General features: G+C 70.4%; 14 protein-coding genes and 1 pseudogene. 6 read left to right on the top strand and 9 right to left on the bottom strand.

The annotated features are described in order from the left end of the window. Window positions 1-5: 5 nt before the first annotated feature. The 5 genes from R3A49_04105 to R3A49_04085 are packed head-to-tail and all read left to right on the top strand — an operon-like array spanning window position 6 to window position 4427. A complete protein-coding gene (locus tag R3A49_04105; GenBank protein MEZ5169913.1) occupies window positions 6-1118 on the top strand; it encodes an acyl-CoA dehydrogenase family protein in 1113 nt (370 codons plus the stop codon). Further along, window positions 1115-2302 (top strand): acetyl-CoA C-acetyltransferase, encoded by a 1188-nt coding sequence (locus R3A49_04100; GenBank protein MEZ5169912.1) that lies wholly within the window; start codon window positions 1115-1117, stop codon window positions 2300-2302. The genes R3A49_04105 and R3A49_04100 overlap by 4 nt, the downstream gene beginning before the upstream one ends. 5 nt (window positions 2303-2307) lie before the next feature. Further along, window positions 2308-2769, top strand: coding sequence for an OB-fold domain-containing protein (locus R3A49_04095; GenBank protein ID MEZ5169911.1), 462 nt, complete (start codon window positions 2308-2310; stop codon window positions 2767-2769). Continuing rightward, the gene (locus tag R3A49_04090; protein MEZ5169910.1) at window positions 2766-3989 is read left to right on the top strand and encodes a lipid-transfer protein; all 1224 of its coding nucleotides are present in this window, start codon (window positions 2766-2768) and stop codon (window positions 3987-3989) included. Before R3A49_04095 ends, R3A49_04090 begins: the two co-directional genes overlap by 4 nt. Window positions 3990-4049: 60 nt before the next feature. After that, window positions 4050-4427 (top strand): nuclear transport factor 2 family protein, encoded by a 378-nt coding sequence (locus tag R3A49_04085; GenBank protein MEZ5169909.1) that lies wholly within the window; start codon window positions 4050-4052, stop codon window positions 4425-4427. Here the strand turns inward: R3A49_04085 and R3A49_04080 are convergent. The 5 genes from R3A49_04080 to R3A49_04060 all read right to left on the bottom strand — a co-directional run bounded on the left by R3A49_04080 (window position 4424) and on the right by R3A49_04060 (window position 10903). Then, window positions 4424-5266, bottom strand: coding sequence for an LLM class F420-dependent oxidoreductase (locus tag R3A49_04080; protein MEZ5169908.1), 843 nt, complete (start codon window positions 5264-5266; stop codon window positions 4424-4426). The genes R3A49_04085 and R3A49_04080 overlap by 4 nt on opposite strands. A gap of 40 nt (window positions 5267-5306) precedes the next feature. Then, complete coding sequence (locus R3A49_04075; GenBank protein MEZ5169907.1) at window positions 5307-6533, bottom strand: CoA transferase; 1227 nt, start codon at window positions 6531-6533, stop codon at window positions 5307-5309. Further along, window positions 6520-7701, bottom strand: coding sequence for a CoA transferase (locus R3A49_04070; protein MEZ5169906.1), 1182 nt, complete (start codon window positions 7699-7701; stop codon window positions 6520-6522). The genes R3A49_04075 and R3A49_04070 overlap by 14 nt, the downstream gene beginning before the upstream one ends. Window positions 7702-7729: 28 nt before the next feature. After that, window positions 7730-10090, bottom strand: coding sequence for a CoA transferase (locus tag R3A49_04065; GenBank protein ID MEZ5169905.1), 2361 nt, complete (start codon window positions 10088-10090; stop codon window positions 7730-7732). A gap of 75 nt (window positions 10091-10165) precedes the next feature. After that, window positions 10166-10903 (bottom strand): MerR family transcriptional regulator, encoded by a 738-nt coding sequence (locus tag R3A49_04060; GenBank protein MEZ5169904.1) that lies wholly within the window; start codon window positions 10901-10903, stop codon window positions 10166-10168. 234 nt (window positions 10904-11137) lie between these two features. Between R3A49_04060 and R3A49_04055 the strand changes: the two genes are divergently transcribed. Further along, window positions 11138-11284: a hypothetical protein gene (locus tag R3A49_04055; protein MEZ5169903.1), complete on the top strand. Its 147-nt coding sequence runs from the start codon at window positions 11138-11140 to the stop codon at window positions 11282-11284. Window positions 11285-11531: 247 nt separating this feature from the next. On the opposite strand, the gene R3A49_04050 is transcribed toward R3A49_04055, so the two are convergent. The 4 genes and pseudogenes from R3A49_04050 to R3A49_04035 form a co-directional block, all read right to left on the bottom strand. Continuing rightward, window positions 11532-11966, bottom strand: a complete 435-nt coding sequence (locus R3A49_04050) for an OB-fold domain-containing protein (GenBank protein ID MEZ5169902.1) — start codon at window positions 11964-11966, stop codon at window positions 11532-11534. Between the two features lie 16 nt (window positions 11967-11982). After that, a pseudogene (locus R3A49_04045) lies at window positions 11983-13142 on the bottom strand (lipid-transfer protein). Between the two features lie 32 nt (window positions 13143-13174). Continuing rightward, window positions 13175-14002: an enoyl-CoA hydratase-related protein gene (locus tag R3A49_04040; protein ID MEZ5169901.1), complete on the bottom strand. Its 828-nt coding sequence runs from the start codon at window positions 14000-14002 to the stop codon at window positions 13175-13177. Between the two features lie 55 nt (window positions 14003-14057). Next, complete coding sequence (locus R3A49_04035) at window positions 14058-16262, bottom strand: acetate--CoA ligase family protein (GenBank protein MEZ5169900.1); 2205 nt, start codon at window positions 16260-16262, stop codon at window positions 14058-14060. Window positions 16263-16284: the final 22 nt, after the last annotated feature.

Here is a 16284-nt window from a genome sequence, read left to right as displayed (position 1 = left end):
CCATTGTGCATTTCTCCCCGACCGACGACCAGGTCGCACTGTCCGGCGCCGTTGCCGACCTGCTCGCGCGTGAGTGCACACCGGAGGCGGTGCGCGCAGCTTGGGACACCACCGACGGTCGGGTCCCCGGCCTGTGGGACCACCTCGTCGAGATGGGAGTGATCGGGACCTGCGCCACCGAGGAGCACGGGGGAATGGGCCTGTCGATGCTCGACCTCGCCGGTGTTCTCGTCGAGGTCGGTCGTGCGGCCGCACCGGAACCCGTCGTCGACGCGGCGGCGGTAGCCGTTCCGGTGCTCGAGAGTGCCGGTGGGAGCATCGCCGACGAGTGGGTCCCTGCACTCGTGGGAGGTGAGGCCTCGGTGGCTGTCGGCGTGTCGGCGGCGATACCGACCGCCGGCGGGTCGCGACCCGTGGAGAACGCCGCAACGGCCGACGTGCTCCTCCTCTCGGACGGTGACGTCGTGCACCTGGTCGGTGCCGAGGCCGTGACCGCATCGCCACGGACCTCGGTCGACGGTTCGCGCCGCGTCGCCGACGTCACGTGGGATCCGACGCCGTCCACGAGGATCGGAGGTGGGGAGACGCTCCAGTCAGCGCGGAACCTCGGGGTCACCGCCACGGCCGCCGTGCTCGTCGGACTCGGTGCCGCCATGCTGGAGCGCACCGTGGAGTACGCCAAGGAGCGCCACCAGTTCGGCAGGCCCATCGGGAGCTTCCAGGCCGTCAAGCACCATCTGGCCACCGCCGCACTCCACCTCGAGTACGCGCGACCGCTCGTGCAGCGCGCGGCGTACACGCTGACCCGCACGTCGCCGGACCCGGGTTCCGGCACCGACCCCGACCCCGAGGGCGGCGCCGCCGTCGACAGCGCACGCGATGCCTCCATGGCGCTGGCCTACGCGGCGGAGGCCTCCCACATTGCCGGCCGCACCGCCCTCCAGGTGCACGGTGCCATCGGCTACACGGTGGAGTACGACCTCCATCTGTGGCTGAAGCGTGCCTGGGCCCTGGAATCGGTGTGGGGCTCGGCGGCGTTCCACCGTGAGGAGGTCGCCCGCCGGGTTCTCGACGGCCCCACCGACGCACCAGACTGGACCGACAGGGAGCACGCATGACACAGGAGAGTCGCAACGTGGGAGCCGACGCGTACATCGTCGATGCCGTCCGCACGCCGGTCGGCAAGCGGGGGGGCGGGCTGAGCGGGGTTCACCCGGCCGACCTGGGAGCGGCTTCGCTGACGGCGCTCATGGACCGGACGGGTGTCGACCCTGCGGCCGTGGACGACGTCGTGTTCGGCAACGTCGACAGCATCGGGCCCCAGGCCGGCGACATCGCACGAACCTGCTGGCTCGCTGCCGGCCTGCCCGACGAGGTGCCGGGAACGACCGTCGACCGCCAGTGCGGCTCGTCCCAGCAGGCCGTGCACTTCGCCGCACAGGCCGTCATGAGCGGCACCAGCGACCTCGTCGTGGCCGGTGGTGTCCAGAACATGAGCCAGATCCCGATCTCGTCGGCCATGACCGTGGCCGAGCAGTTCGGGTTCACGGACCCCTTCTCGGGATCGAAGGGCTGGCAGGCGCGCTACGGCGACCAGGAAGTCTCCCAGTTCCGCTCGGCGGAGATGATCGCCGAGAAGTGGGACATCAGTCGCGAGGAGATGGAGCGCTTCGCCCTCGAGAGCCACGAGCGTGCGCTACGGGCCATCGACGAGGGTCGCTTCGAACCCGAGATCGTGCCGGTGGAGGGCGTGACGACCGACGAGGGGCCACGCCGCGGCACCTCGCTCGAGAAGATGGCCGGCCTCGACCCGCTCGTACCCGGCGGGCGCATCACCGCCGCCGTGTCGTCGCAGATCTCGGATGCGTCGGCGGCAATCCTCGTCGCCTCGGAGCAGGCGGTCTCCGAGCACGACCTCGAGCCCCGTGCGCGCATCCATCACCTGAGCGTGCGCGGCGCCGACCCGGTGTGGATGCTGACCGCACCGATCCCGGCGACGGCCCACGCCTTCGAGAAGTCGGGCATGAGCCTCGACGACATCGACCTCGTGGAGATCAACGAGGCGTTCGCATCCGTCGTCCTCGCATGGCAGCGGGAGACCGGTGCCGACATGGAGACGGTCAACGTCAACGGTGGGGCGATCGCCCTGGGCCATCCCCTGGGAGCGACCGGTGCGCGCCTCATGACGACCCTGCTCGGCGAGCTGGAGCGCACGGGGGGTCGCTACGGCCTCCAGACGATGTGCGAAGGTGGCGGGCAGGCCAACGTCACGATCATCGAGAGCCTCCGCACGAGGGGCTGAGAAGCATGGGAGCAGGTATGGGAGAGCGCGTTCCGGCCGTCGAGGGCTGGTTCACGACGGACCCCGAGAGCCCGGCACTGCTCGGGACCCGCTGCACCACGTGCGGCAGCTACTTCTTCCCCGCGGAACGGCGGTTCTGCCGCAACCCGCGTTGCGTGGGGGAGACCTTCGACGACGTCGAGTTGTCGCGGCGGGGGACGGTGTGGTCCTACACGGAGAACCAGTACGAACCGCCGGCTCCCTACGTCGCACCCGATCCGTTCGTGCCCTACACCGTGGCGGCGGTCGAACTCGCCCACGAGGGCATCGTCGTGCTGGGCCAGGTCGCCGGGGACACCACGGACCTCGCCGTGGGTGCTCCGGTGGAGCTCGTTGTCGACACGCTCTTCGAGGACGACGACGGTGAGCACGTCGTGTGGAAGTGGAAGGTCGTCGGCGAGGTCGACACGGAAGTGGGTGCAGCGTGACGCGCGAGAACGACATCGCCGTCCTCGGTGTGGGAATGCACCCGTGGGGCAAGTGGGGACGCAACTTCGTCGACTACGGCCTCGTCGCCGCGCGGGAGGCGCTCGCGGATGCCGGGCTCGAGTGGACCGACATCCAGTTCGTGTCGGGGGCCGACACGATGCGCAACGGCTATCCGGGCTACGTCTCGGGTGCCACGTTCGCACAGGCCCTCGGCTGGTCGGGGGCGCGCGTGGCGAGCTCGTACGCGGCGTGTGCTTCGGGCGCCACCGCGTTGTCGGTGGCCCGCGCCCAGATCCTCGCGGGGCTCTGCGACGTGGCACTCGTCATCGGGGCGGACACGACGCCGAAGGGCTTCCTGGCCCCCAACGCGGGCGAGCGCGGCGACGATCCCGACTGGCTGCGCTTCCGCCTGCTCGGCGCCACGAACCCCACCTACTTCGCCCTCTACGCCCGGCGACGGATGGCCCTCTACGGCGCCACCGACGCCGACTTCGCAACGGTCAAGGAGAAGAACAGCCGTCACGGGCTCACGAACCCCAAGGCCCGCTACCGGAAGGCCTTCAGCCGGGAGGAGGTCCTCAACTCGCCGATCGTGGCCGACCCGCTGCGACTGCTCGAGATCTGTGCCACGAGCGACGGTGCGGCCGCCGTCGTCGTGGCGAGCACCGACTTCGCCGCCCGGCACCGATCCGGACCGGCCGGCGACGGCGCCGATGCGGGCGCCGATGTGAAGGTGGCGGCGATCTCGACCGTCACACCCGAGTACCCCAACACGGTGATCGAGATGCCGAACTTCTCGACCGACTCGTCGGCCGGTGCGCCGGCCCCCGAGTTCGGGTTCCGCGACTCGATCGCGCGTGGCGCCTACGAAGAGGCGGGGCTCGGGCCCGCTGACCTCGACCTGGCCGAGGTCTACGACCTGTCGACGGCGTTGGAGCTCGACTGGTACGAGAACATCGGGCTGTGCGAGGAGGGGGAAGCCGAGAAGCTCCTCAACAACGGCGACACCACCATCGGCGGCCGGATCCCGGTGAACCCCAGCGGCGGTCTCGGCTGCTTCGGGGAGGCCGTCCCCGCCCAGGCGCTGGCGCAGGTGTGCGAGGTCACGTGGCAGCTCCGCGGTCAGGCGGGTGACCGTCAGGTCGAGGGTGCCAGGGTCGGCCTCACCATCAACCAGGGCCTGTTCGGCCACGGATCGTCGGTGATCCTCACACGCTGACGATGTGTCAATGAGGGGTCATGTGCGGACCTCATCGACACATCGTGGAAAGGCAGGAACATGCATCCGTTCCGACGGGGTGTCGAGAATCGCGACGTTGCGGCGGTCCTCGAGACCTTCTCCCCCGACATCGTGGTCCACTCACCGGTCCTCTTCCGTCCCTTCGAGGGCATCGAGGTCGTCAGCAAGCTCTTCGAGATCCTCGTCGAGGTCTTCGAGGACGTCCGCTACACCGACGAGCTCACCGACGCCGACGGTACGACGGCTCTCGTGTTCCGAGCCCATGTGGGCGACCGCGACGTGCAGGGCATCGACCTCCTGCACCACGACGGTGACGGGCTGGTCAACGACCTCACGGTCTTCGTGCGGCCCCAGTCGGGCCTGATGGCAGTGAGCGAGGAGATGGGCCGTCGCGTGGGGGACCTCCGCCCCTCCTAGAAGGACCCGACGAGGCGCGCGTAGTCGTCGAGGACCGGGAGCACCTGATCGGCGGGCGCCGACGGGAGCCGCACGACGACCTCGGTCACACCGATGTCGCGGTAGTGCTCCAGCTTTCCCGCGTCGGGGATCGTGCCGACGGGGACGATGTGGAGGGCGTCGGGGTCGCGTCCCGCGCCGGCCACGACCTCCCGGAGCCTCGGTATCGACTCCGTCAGGCCCGAGCCGCCGATCGGCATCCAGCCGTCGCCGTAGTCGGCGATGGCGTCGAACAGCTTCGGGCCACCGGCACCTCCGATCAGTACCGGCGGATGCGGCCGCTGCACGGGCTTCGGCCACGACCACGTCTCCTCGAACGAGACGTACTCGCCGGTGTAGGTGGCCCGGTCCTCGGTCCACAGTTCCTTCATGGCAAGGACACGCTCGCGGGTGACCGCCCGTCGTTCCATGAAGTCCACACCGTGGTCCGCCATCTCCTCGACGTTCCAGCCGAAGCCGATCCCGAAGACGAAGCGGCCACCTGTGAGGTGGTCGAGGGTGGCGACCTCCTTGGCGGTGACGATCGGGTCGCGTTCGGCGGGAAGGCAGATTCCCGTACCGACGCGGAGCCGGTCGGTGACGGCACCGGCGGCCGACAGCGCCACGAACGGGTCGAGGGTCCGGCTGTACTCCTCGGGAAGTTCTGCCTCGCCGGTGGGTGGAGGAGTCGTGCGGGCCGTGGGGATGTGCGTGTGCTCAGGGACGTAGAGCGACGCGAAGCCACGCTCCTCCACGGCGCGCGCGAGCGACGCCGGGTGCATCGACCTGTCTGTCGTGAACATTGTCACGCCGAGGTCCATCAGTCGGCTCCTCCCACGGTGCCGGCGTCACGCGAGGCCGTCACACGAGGAAGCGGTCGCGGTAGCTGCCGTCGAGGGCGTAGACGACGTCGTCGGCCGCCAACGCGTCGACCTCGGTGTCGTCGTGGCCGAGCTCGGCGAGGATCTCCCGGGTGTGCTCACCCGCCAGCGGTGGAGGGCCCTGTACGACTCCCGGTGTGTCGGAGAGGTCGATCAGCGAGCCGTACTGGCGCATCACGCCGCGCACCGCGTGCTCGTACTCGGCCACGAGGCCCAGCCGCACGTTGTCCTCGTCGTAGAGGGCGTGCTCGCCGCCGTTCGTGTCGACGGCGATCTCATTGGGCACGCCGGCGGCGTCGAGCGTCCATGTCCAGTGCAGGGCGGACCGCGTCCGGAACACGGGCTCCAACTCGGCCTCGAGCGCCTCCCGGTTTGCTGCACGTGCGCTGTCGTCGACGAAGCGAGGATCGTCGGCCAGGTCGTCGCGTCCCAGGGCGCCGAAAAGGGCCGACCAGTGCTCCTCGCGCACGGCCACGACCTGGATCCAGCCCTCCTGGGTCTCGTAGAGGCGGTATCCGGCCCCGAACCCGGTCTGGTTCCCGTCGAGCGCCGGTCGCGGCGCGGGCTTTCCGCCGACGAGCATCGCGTCCGAGGTGAACAGCGCGCCGCCGTTCAGCAGCGACGTCCACACGTCCATGCCCTCACCGGTGCGGCGCCGGTGGTAGAGGGCGAGGAGAACGCCCACCACCGAGAGCAGAGCGTTCGACGCGTCGCACATCCCGAAGCGGTAGTAGAGGGGCGGGTTGCCGGCGTCGACGGGCCCGGCCTCGTGCTCGAGGCCCGCAGCCGCCTGGTAGAGGGGGTCGAGACCCCCGAACCTGGAGAGGGGGCCCTCCTTCCCGTAGGCCCACGTGTTGCAGTAGATGAGGTCGGGTCTGATCTCCCTCAGCGTCGGGTAGTCGAGCCGGAGGCGCTTCGCCACACCCTGGGTCATGTTGTGGTGGACGATGTCGGCGGTGGCGACGAGCTCGTGGGCCAGTGCCAGACCGCGCTCGGTGCGCACGTCGAGCGCCACGCTGCGCTTGCCGCGCTGGCAGCCGAAGAACGGAGCGGGGGCCCCGCGCATGGCGTCACCCGTGACGGGCTCCACCTTGATGACATCGGCACCGAGGTCGGCGAGGATCATCGGGCCGAACGGGCCGGCCAGGTACTGACCGAAGTCGAGGACGCGGACTCCCTCGAGGGCGTGCATCTCAGGCCTCCGCACCGGTCGACGTCGTGGCCGTGTCAACGAGGGCGTCGACGAGCCCGGGGTCGAGGCCGGCGTCGGTGAGCACCTCACGGGTGTGGGCGCCCGCGGGCGGCTGGGGGCCCTGGATCGCCCCGGGGGCGTCCTCGAGGGTGAACGGGACGCCGATCTGCGTCGTCTCGCCCAGGCCGGGGTCGTCGACGGTCGCCACCATCCCGTTGGCGATGAGTTGCTCGTGGTCGAACATCTCGGTCGGCCGCACGATCGCCTCGGCGCCGAGGTTGTTGGCGTGGAACTCCTCCACGAGTGCGTCGCGGTCTCGGGACCGGTAGGCGGCGGCGCGGGCATCCTCGATCTTCTTCTTCTCCTCGGGCGGTAGCGCCATGAAGGTCCACATGTCACCGACGTCGGGCAGGCCGAGCAACTCGTCCTCGGTCTTGACCGGCTTCAGGCCGTTCATGGCGGCGGCGTGGATCCACTCGTCGGCGGCACACTCGAAGATCGACGCCTGATGGACACCCGGCGGTGAGGTCTTCGCCATCATCGTGTAGTGCGCCACGGCGCCGTGCTCGACCTCCTGCCAGATCTGTGTCGTGTAGAGGAAGGCCCCCTGGAGCAACGACGTGCGGACGTGCTGGCCACGGCCGGTCTCCTCGCGGGCCGCCAGGGCCGCGGCGATCCCGATGCTCACGAGGAACAGCGCCCCCATGCTCGGCACCGGCATCGGCATGAAGATCGGACCCGGGCGCCAACCCCACTGCTCCCACTGCTGACCCGAGGCTGCCTGTACGAGGGCGTCGTAGCCCGGCCGGTGGGCATTGCGGTGGCCGTCGGGGTAGGCAGGGCACGAGCAGTAGACGAGGCGCGGGTGGTCGTCGGCGAGGTCGGAGTAGCCGATACCGAGACGCTCGGCGACCCCGGGCCGGTAGCTCTCGACGACCACGTCGGACGTGTCGACGAGCGCCCCGAACGCCGCACGCCCGTCGTCGGACTTCAGGTCGAGGATGACGCTGCGCCGGCTGCGGTTCCACACGTGGTAGCCGGAGTAGGAGCGGAAGGGGTCTCCGCCGGGTGGCTCGACCTTGACGACGTCGGCTCCCTGCTCGGCGAGGAGCAGGACGCCCAGCGGCCCGGCGGCACCCCACGTGAGATCGAGGATGCGGACCCCGTCGAGAACTCCCGTCATCTCGTCACACGCTCCTCGGCATCGTGTTCTACCGGAAGACACCGGCGGCCGTCAGGCGCTGCCGCTCGGCGTCGTCGATACCGAGCACGTCGTCGAGCACCCAGTCGTTGTCCTGGCCGAGTGTCGGGCTCGGGCGCGCGTAGCCGGAGGTGGCGTCGGAAAGGCGGAAGCCGTTGCGCTCGTAGGTACCGGGGCCGAGGAACGGATGGGTCAGCGCCACGAAGTGTGAGCGCGCCGCGACCTGGGGGTCCTCGTGCACGTCCCCGAAGTCGGCGACCGGGACGGCCTCGATGCCGAGGTCCTGCAGTGTCGACGCCGCATCGTCGGCGCTGCGCGCAGATGTCCATGCCGTGATCGCCGCATCGATGGTTCCGCCCGCCGCCTGCCGCGTCGGAAGGGTGGGGGTGTCCTCGGGGTCGACACCGATGATGTCGGCGAGCTGTTTCCACTCGTCGTCGTCCCACACAGCGATCGCCACCCAGCGGTCGTCGCCGGCGCACGCATAGGCGCCGTGGGGCGCCGCGCGCTCGGACCGGTTCCCGTTGCGCTCCTCGACGTGCCCGTTGACCGAGTAGTCGAGCAGCCACGGCGACAGCGTGAAGAGGGCGGCCTCCACCTGGGAGACGTCGAGGTGGACACCCCGCCCCGTCCGGCGGCGGTAGAGGAGCCCTGCGGCCAGCACCGTGGCCACGAAGCGGGGAGCGAGCGAGTCGGTGATCGTGCCGTGCGGGCCGCACGGAGGGCTCTCGGGGGTTCCGGTGAGGTACGTGTAGCCCGACAGCGCCGACCCCTGCGAGCCGAACCCCGGATAGTCCTTGTGGGGCCCGGTGTTGCCGTTGAGGCAGGCGCTCACCATCACGAGGTCGTGTCGGACCTCGGCGAGCGTGTCGTAGTCGAGCCCGAAGGCGGGCATCGCCCGGGGCGCGAAGTTCTCCGACACGGCGTCGGCCCACTCGGTGGCGAGGCGCTGCGCGATCTCGCGGGCGGCGGGCTCCTTCAGGTTCAGGGTGACACTGCGCTTGCCGACGTTGAGCGCATCGAAGAGCTCGGATCCCTCGAGGCCGTGGGGATTGTCGGGGCCCAGGGCGTAGACCCGCAGGAAATCGGGGCGCGTGCTCGACTCGACCCGGAGGACGGTGGCGCCGTGCTCGGCGAAGTAGCGGGTGGCGATGGGCCCTGCGGCCCCCGACCCGAACTCGAGGAGGCGGAGCCCGTCCCAGGCTGGTGTGCCCCGGGGAGCAGGGTCCGGCGGTGCGGGGTCCGGCGGTGCGGTGTCGGGCAGCGGGGTCCAGGACTCGGCGGGCGCGTGTTCGCTCGGCCGTGTCGGGGCGGCCTCGCCGTCGCGCGAGCGCACGGCCACGAACGACCGCGGGAAGCCGTCGACACCGCCGACCGAGCAGAAGAAGTCACGCTCGGCGAGCTGTGCGGAGGCGTGGATCTCGGCGGGGGAGTTGATGGGCGCCCACATGAGGTTGTCGGCCACCGCCATCGCGTGGAGCTCTCCCATCGTGTGGCGGGTGAAGAAGGCACCCACCGACGCCTCGATCGAGCGGAGCTCCGCGTCGCTCGCCTCGCCGGGACGGAAGGTTGACCAGTCACGCCTCACCATCTCCGGCGCGTCGATGCCGTCGTCGGTGACGAGTCGTGTGATCGCCTCCAGCGTCGGGATGCGGGCCTTGCCCCCGCGGAGCCCGAAGGACACCCACCCGTCGGCGGTGGGCCAGATCTCGCGGGTCCGGCCGATGTTCGCCCCGCGCCGGGCACCACGGTGACCCGTGCGGGAGAACGCCGAGACGCCGCTCATGTTCGCCACGTAGACGACCTCGGTCGCCGAAACGTCGATGCGCTGAGGGCGCCCCGACGCCAGACCGGTGAGGGCGGCGAAGGCGGCCTCGGGGCCGACGTGCGCGTACGACGCCGGCTCCGTGCACCTCACGGGTGGGCCCTCGGGCTCGCCCGTGGCGTACATGTTGCCGCTCGCCGCCATGACCCCGAGGTCGGAGGCGCGCCACCGCGACCGGGGACCGTCGGCGCCGAAAGGTGTGACGCGGACCCACACGGCGCCCGGTGCGTGGGCTTCCCAGTCGAGGGTGGCGCCGTCGGGAGCGCCCGGGGTGTCGATCACGACGTGTGCCGCGGCCAGCAGGGTGACCAACTCAGCGTCACCGTGCTCGGCGGTCACGATGCGCTTTCCGGCGTTCCAGGCCGCCGCGCGCAATGAGCGGGAGCCGTCACCGGTGAAGGGAGGAAGGCCCTCGAGCGGGTCACCGGCCGGGGGGACGACGCGCACGACATCGGCACCCAGATCGGCGAGGATCCGGCCCGTCATCGCCGCGGGCTCACCGGCGAGGTCGAGTACCCGTGTCCCCTCGAGCAGGCCGGTCGCCACCCGCGCTCCCTCCGATGTACGTGCGTGTCCCGTGTGCCGACGGTGGCGTCAGGGTACCGCCGGAGTAGCAGCCGGTCAGTCGCTGTCCTCGCGCTCCCGCGCCGCGGCGACGGCGTCGAGGGCGAGGCGCTGGACTGTGCGGTGATGGACGAAACCGATGAGCTGGTCTGCCGCCGACGTCAGCTGCGGAGTGGCCTCGGCCAACTCGCTCTGGAAGGCGGAGAGGTCGTCTCCTTCGAGGTGCAGCACACCTCGGCCCGAGAACAGAGCGAAGGTCTCGTTCTGCATGGCGTCGAAGTGGCGGACGAAGATCCGGATCAGCTCGAGGATCGCCTCGCGAGGCAGTCCGGCGCGATCCATCGTCGCGACGGCACGAAGCGCGCGCAGGTCGTCGCCGTCGTAGGCCTCCCTCTCGAGCTCGGCGGGGTCGCGCACCAGCCCCGCCTGGCCGGCGTCGGCGGCCAGGGTCGGGTCGACCCCGGCGCGTTCGATCAGCTCGTCCCAGGTGTAGGCCTGGGTGGCTCCCCGGCCGAAGATCCCCGCCAGCACGTCGGCGCGGTCGCTGTCGAGCAGCTCCCGGATCCCGGCGAGCGAAAAGCCGCGGTCCTGGAGGGCTCTGATCTGCTCGAGGCCCTCGAGGTGCTCGGCGCCGTAGAGCTTGTGGCGCCCGGACCGCTCGGCGCGGGGCAGGAGCCCCTCCCGCTGGTAGTACCGGATGGTGTCGACCGTCACGTCGGCCCGCTGCGCCAGGTCGTCGATCCGCCACCGTGGGCCGTCGTGCTCGTCGGTCTCGGCGTCGGGCGCTGCGCTCACGGGGCACTCACCTCCGGGCACCTGACGGCCGTCATCTGCGGGATCTCTCCCATCGCGTATTCAGATATCTGAGCAGACGTGTCATCGGTCACAATGCTTGACAGCGGTTACATTGAGAGTAGATACTTATAGTGTTGTCACACCGAGAGAACCTCTCGGGCGTGAGTATAGGACCCCTCCGGAGAGGTGCGTTCCGGCAACGGGAGCCCGTCGACCCGGAGATCGAGGAGAGACATGGTGCACGACACAGCCACACCGCTGCGGAACCCCCGCCGGAGCGCCCTGGTCTGGCTGGCACGTCAGCTGGCCTGGGAGCGGACGCTGGAGGACCTGCGCCGCCGCGCCGCCGGCGTGACCTCCGGCGTGAAGGCCGCCGCGTAGCGCTCCTCCGACAGGGTGCGGGCCACGGCCCGCACCCTCACAACCGACATGTTCCCGATGACGAGCGTCGTCCCCCCGGCGCTCGTCGTCGCGTCCGCCCCCGGGATGTTCACCGGGTTGGTGCGTTTTCCGGGCCATGGACCGGGTTTACGCACCATCTCGGCCGAAGAGCTCGCCGGGTTGGTGCGTTTTCCGGGCCATGGACCCGGTTTTCGCACCATCTCGGCCGGCAAGCCGGCAAGGTGGGTCAGACGCGGACCCAGCGGGGGAGCGTGACGCCGTCGAACTCGGCGAAGACGACCTCGACGTGCTCGCCGATGCGTACCGACGCCGGGTCGATGCTGTCGAGTCGGGCCGTGGGGCTCTCCACGATGTTTCCCACGAAGCGGATCGACGGGTCGTCGTCGAGGGCGACCACCACGACGTTGTAGGGCGCCATCTCGGCGTAGGCGGGGAGCAACGGTGGGTGGGTGACGACGAAGGACCACACGGTCGCGCGTCCTGACATCCGCTCCCAGGCGACCTCGGTCGAGCGGCACGCCGGGCACATCGGTCGCGGCGGCATCCGGCGGCGCCCGCAGCTGCCACAGGCCTGCACGAGCAGTTCACCGCGAGCGCACCCCTGCCAGAACTCGGCGCTGTCGGGGTCGTCGACGTCGGGGAGGAGCATGCCCGACTCCATCACCTCGCCCCCGGGCTCATGCGGGGGACCCCGTGAACACGACGGCGCTGGTGGGAACACCCTCGCCCGACGTCACGAGGCTGACGGAGGCTCCGTCGACCTGACTCGTGGAGGTTCCCCGGATCTGGCGGACCCCCTCGAGCACCAGGTTGAAGCCGTGCACGTAGGCCTCCGACATCCCCCCACCCGACGTGTTGGTGGGGAGCCGCCCGTCGGGCCACTCGAGTGCCCCGTCGTCGGTGAACGCCGCCCCCTCGCCGCGCTCACAGAAGCCGTAGCCCTCGAGCGAGAGCGGGATCAGCGGGCTGAAGGCGTCGTAGAGCTGGGCGACGTCGACATCGTCGGGGCCGACGTCGGCGAGGCCCCACAGCCGCTCGGCGCACGCGTACGACGGCCCACGCAGCGGGTCGTCGGTGAAGTAGTTGGTCATCACCTGGTGCTGGGCCGGGATCGACTGCGCGTAGGCGTGGACGTACGCCGGCGGGTGTGGGAGATCCCGGGCGCGTTCGGCTGATGTGATCACGACGGCGAGCGCGCCGTCGGTCTCGAGGCAGTTGTCGAAGAGGCACAGCGGTTCCGAGATCCAGCGCGCCTCCATGTACTCCTCTCGCGTGAGGGTCCGTTCGTGCATCGTGGCGTCGGGGTTGCGGTTGGCGTGCTTTCGGAAGGCCAGAGCGACGTTGGCGAGGTGGTCACGCGTGGCGCCGTACTCGTGCATGTAGCGGCGCGTGAGCATGGCGATCTCATCGACGGGCCGGAGCAGGCCGAAGGGACGGCTCCACGTCCAGTGCCCGGTGACGCCGCGGCGGACCTGGCCCACGGCGCGACGTCTTGGCTGCCCGCTTGCGGGCCGCGCCAGGCCACGGCGACCTCGCACTGTCCGGTCGCCACGGCCGTGGCGGCGTGCCCGACGACGCCACAGCCCGCTCCACCGCCGTAGCCGACCTGACCGAAGAAGGTGATGTCGCCGAGCCCCACGTTGCGGGCGATCTCGACCTCGCGTCCGTCCTCCATCGAGAACATCACGAGGCCGTCGACGTCGGACGGCGCCAGGCCTGCGTCGTCGACGGCCGCCGAGACCGCCTGGCACGCCAGCGACAGCTCCGTGTCCTCCAGTCCCTTGCCGAAGGCCGTCTGACCGATGCCGACCACCGCCGTACGGTCGCGGATCGGCATCGACGACGAGGTGGAGGTCGACACCGCGGCGCTCACCAGCCCTTGAACTCGGTTTCGCGTCGCTCCACGAAGGCGGCGACGCCCTCCTGGGAGTCCTCGGTCGTCATGTTGACCTCGACGCCCCAGGCCTCCTCGTCGAAGGCGGTGCGGCGGTCGACGTCGAGAGATCGGTTCACCATCCACTTGGTCAACGCAAGGGCGCGTGTCGGTCCTTCGGCGAGGCGCTCCGCCCACTCGCGTGCGGTGGCCTCCAGGTCGGAGCGGGGGACGACCTTGTTGACGAGGCCCAGCTCGGCCGCACGCGCCGCGGGGATGTCGTCGCCGAAGAACATGAGCTCCTTGGCCTTTTGGATCCCGACGAGTCGGGGGAGCAGCCAGGCGCCGCCGGCGTCGGGTATCAGCCCCCGGCGCACGAAGACCTCGATGAACTTCGACTCCTCGGCGGCGATCACGAGGTCGGAGGCGAAGGCGAGATGCGCTCCGAGACCCGCAGCGGTCCCGTTGACGGCGGCGATCACCGGTCTCTCGCAGTCGAGAACGGCCGAGATGAGCGCCTGGGCTCCCGTGCGGATCGTCCGCGCCGTGGTCCCGGTGGGGATGTCGGGAGCGCCGTCGGGCTGCTCTCTCGGGGCCGGCCGAGGCGCGCGCAGGTCGGCGCCGGGGCAGAACATCTTGTCGCCGGCTGCCGTGAGGACGACAGCCCGCACGGCGAGGTCGGCACTGGCGTCGGCGAAGACGTCGATGAGGAGGTCGCGCTGGTCGGGCGTCACGGCGTTGCCGGAATCAGGCCGGTTGAGCGTGATCCAGAGCACGCCGTTCTCGACCTTGGTCAGGACGGTGTCCTCCACGGCGTCACTCACGACCACTCCTCTCGCTCGTCGATCACGCCCGGGCGTTCGCCGGACCTGCGGGGCATCATGCGTCGCCGGGCGCACGCACGGCCAGTGCGTCCAGCGCCACGGCACCCTGCTTGCGGACCATCACGGGGTTCAGGTCGAGTTCGCCCAGATCGCCGTCGAGCTCGAGCGCCATCGTCTGGACCGCCATGACCACGTCGACCAGTGCGTCGGCGTCCACCGGGTCCGTCCCGCGGACGCCGCCGAACAGTGCCGCACCCTGGAGCTCGTCGAGCATCGACACGGCCTCATCGCGGGAGAAGGGTGGCACGCGGTGTGCGACGTCGCCCAGGACCTCGACGAGCACACCGCCGAGACCCACCGTCACGACCGGGCCGAAGAGTGGATCCCGGGAGATGCCGACGAGCGCCTCGACGCCGTCGGAGACCATCTTCGACACCAGCACGCCGTCGATCCCGGCCGTGCGGTCGGCGCGACGTGCCCGGTCGAGCAACTCGCGGTACGTGGCGCGGACGCCCGTGGCCGTGTCGATGCCGACCTCGACGAGACCCGCGTCGCTCTTGTGGGGGAGGTCGGCCGACACCACCTTCATGACCACCGGGTAGCCGATCCTCTTCGCTGCGTCGACGGCCGCGCTCGCCGACGTGCAGAGCGTGTCGCGTGACCGCTTGATCCCGTAGTAGCCGCACAGCCGCTTCGAGGCGTGCTCCGACAGCGCGCGACCGGGCTCGACACTCCTCAGCAGCCTCCGCGCCTTCGCGGCGACGGGGGATTCCGTGGTCGGGATCTCGTTGAAGGGCGACCGGTAGGCGCGGGCGAAGCGCCAGTAGTCGAGATACGACCGCACGGCGGTCACGCAGTTCTGGAACGTGCGGAACACGGGGAGCTTCGAGCCGAGCAGGATCTCGGTGTACGCGCGCTCGGTGCCGACGGGGGATCCCCACACGACGAAGATCGGCACGTCGGTCGTGTCGGCCACCGCCACGAGGTCGCGCACCATCGGCTCGCTCATCGATGCCAGAGCACCGGTGATGGGGACGATCAGCACGTCGCAGTTCGGGTCGTCGACGATCAGTTCCAGGATGCGCCGCCCCGCCGGCGTCATCACAGGGGGTCCGCCGCAGTCGACGGGGTTCGACACACGCAGGTACCCGGGAATGAGACCGTCGTGAAGGGCGCGCTGGGTCTCGATCGTGAGTTCCGGGAGCTCGAGTCCCGCCGCAGCGGCCATGTCGGCCATGTGCGCGCCGGTACCGCCCGAGATGGCGTAGACGACGACGTTCTCGCCTCGCGGTCGTTTGGTGCGCGCGAACGCGGCGGACACGTCGAGCAGCTCGTCGAGGCCGTCGACGCGGGTCACGCCGAACTGGTCGAACACGGCCGAGATCACGTCGTCGCTGCCCGTGAGGTGGCCCGTGTGGGCCATCGCCATGTCGGCGCCCTCGTCGGTGCGCCCGACCTTGACGACGACCAGCGGCTTTCCGAGGCGCGCGCAGTGGTCGGCCGCCAGCATGAGCGACCGGCCGTCCTTGAAACCCTCGATGTAGGCCGCCACGACGCCCACCTCGGGCTGATCGGCGAAGTAGGCGGCGAAGTCGGCGAACTCCAGGTCGACCTCGTTGCCGGTGGGGGCCCAGTGCGAGAGGCGAATGCCGATCTCCTGACCCTGGAAGACCGGCCGCCCCTGGTGACCGCTCTGGGTCACGAGGGCGATGCTTCGGCCCGCGAGGTCGTCGTCGAACTCGGAGAACGCGTTGAGGTTCGTGTTGGGCCCGAGAAGACGGGTCGGACCCTCGCGTACGAGCTCCGCCAGTCGCGCCTCGAGTGCCGCACCCTCCTCGCCGGTCTCCGAGAAACCCGCCGCGAAGATGACGGCGAACGCGGCGCCCTTCTCGCGAGCCTCCTCGAAGCTGTCGACGGCCCTCCCGGTGAGGATCACGGCCAGGTCGATCTCATCGGGAACGTCGGCGATGGTGCGGTAGCAATGCTCGCCGACCACGGTGTCGTAGCTGGGATGGACCGGGTACAGCCGTGCGCCGTGCGCGTCGGCCCACTGCTTGAGTCGTCGCGTCATGACGGTGTTGGGCTTGCGGGAGCTCTCGGAGGCACCGATCACGGCAACCGTCCGAGGATGCAGGAAGCGGTCGAGATCGACATCGCGCAGGGCGACGGGGCGCCCGCTCACATCGAGCGGGGGAGCGGCACCGACGCCGGGAGCCACCGTGTCAGGGGCGCGGGAGGCCGGTGGTCCGGAGGCCGACATGGCGCCCCAGTATGCCGACTAC

The organism is Acidimicrobiia bacterium (assembly GCA_041394025.1).
Taxonomy (GTDB): domain Bacteria; phylum Actinomycetota; class Acidimicrobiia; order IMCC26256; family JAOSJL01; genus JAOSJL01.
This window is presented reverse-complemented; position numbering and strand designations above follow the sequence as displayed.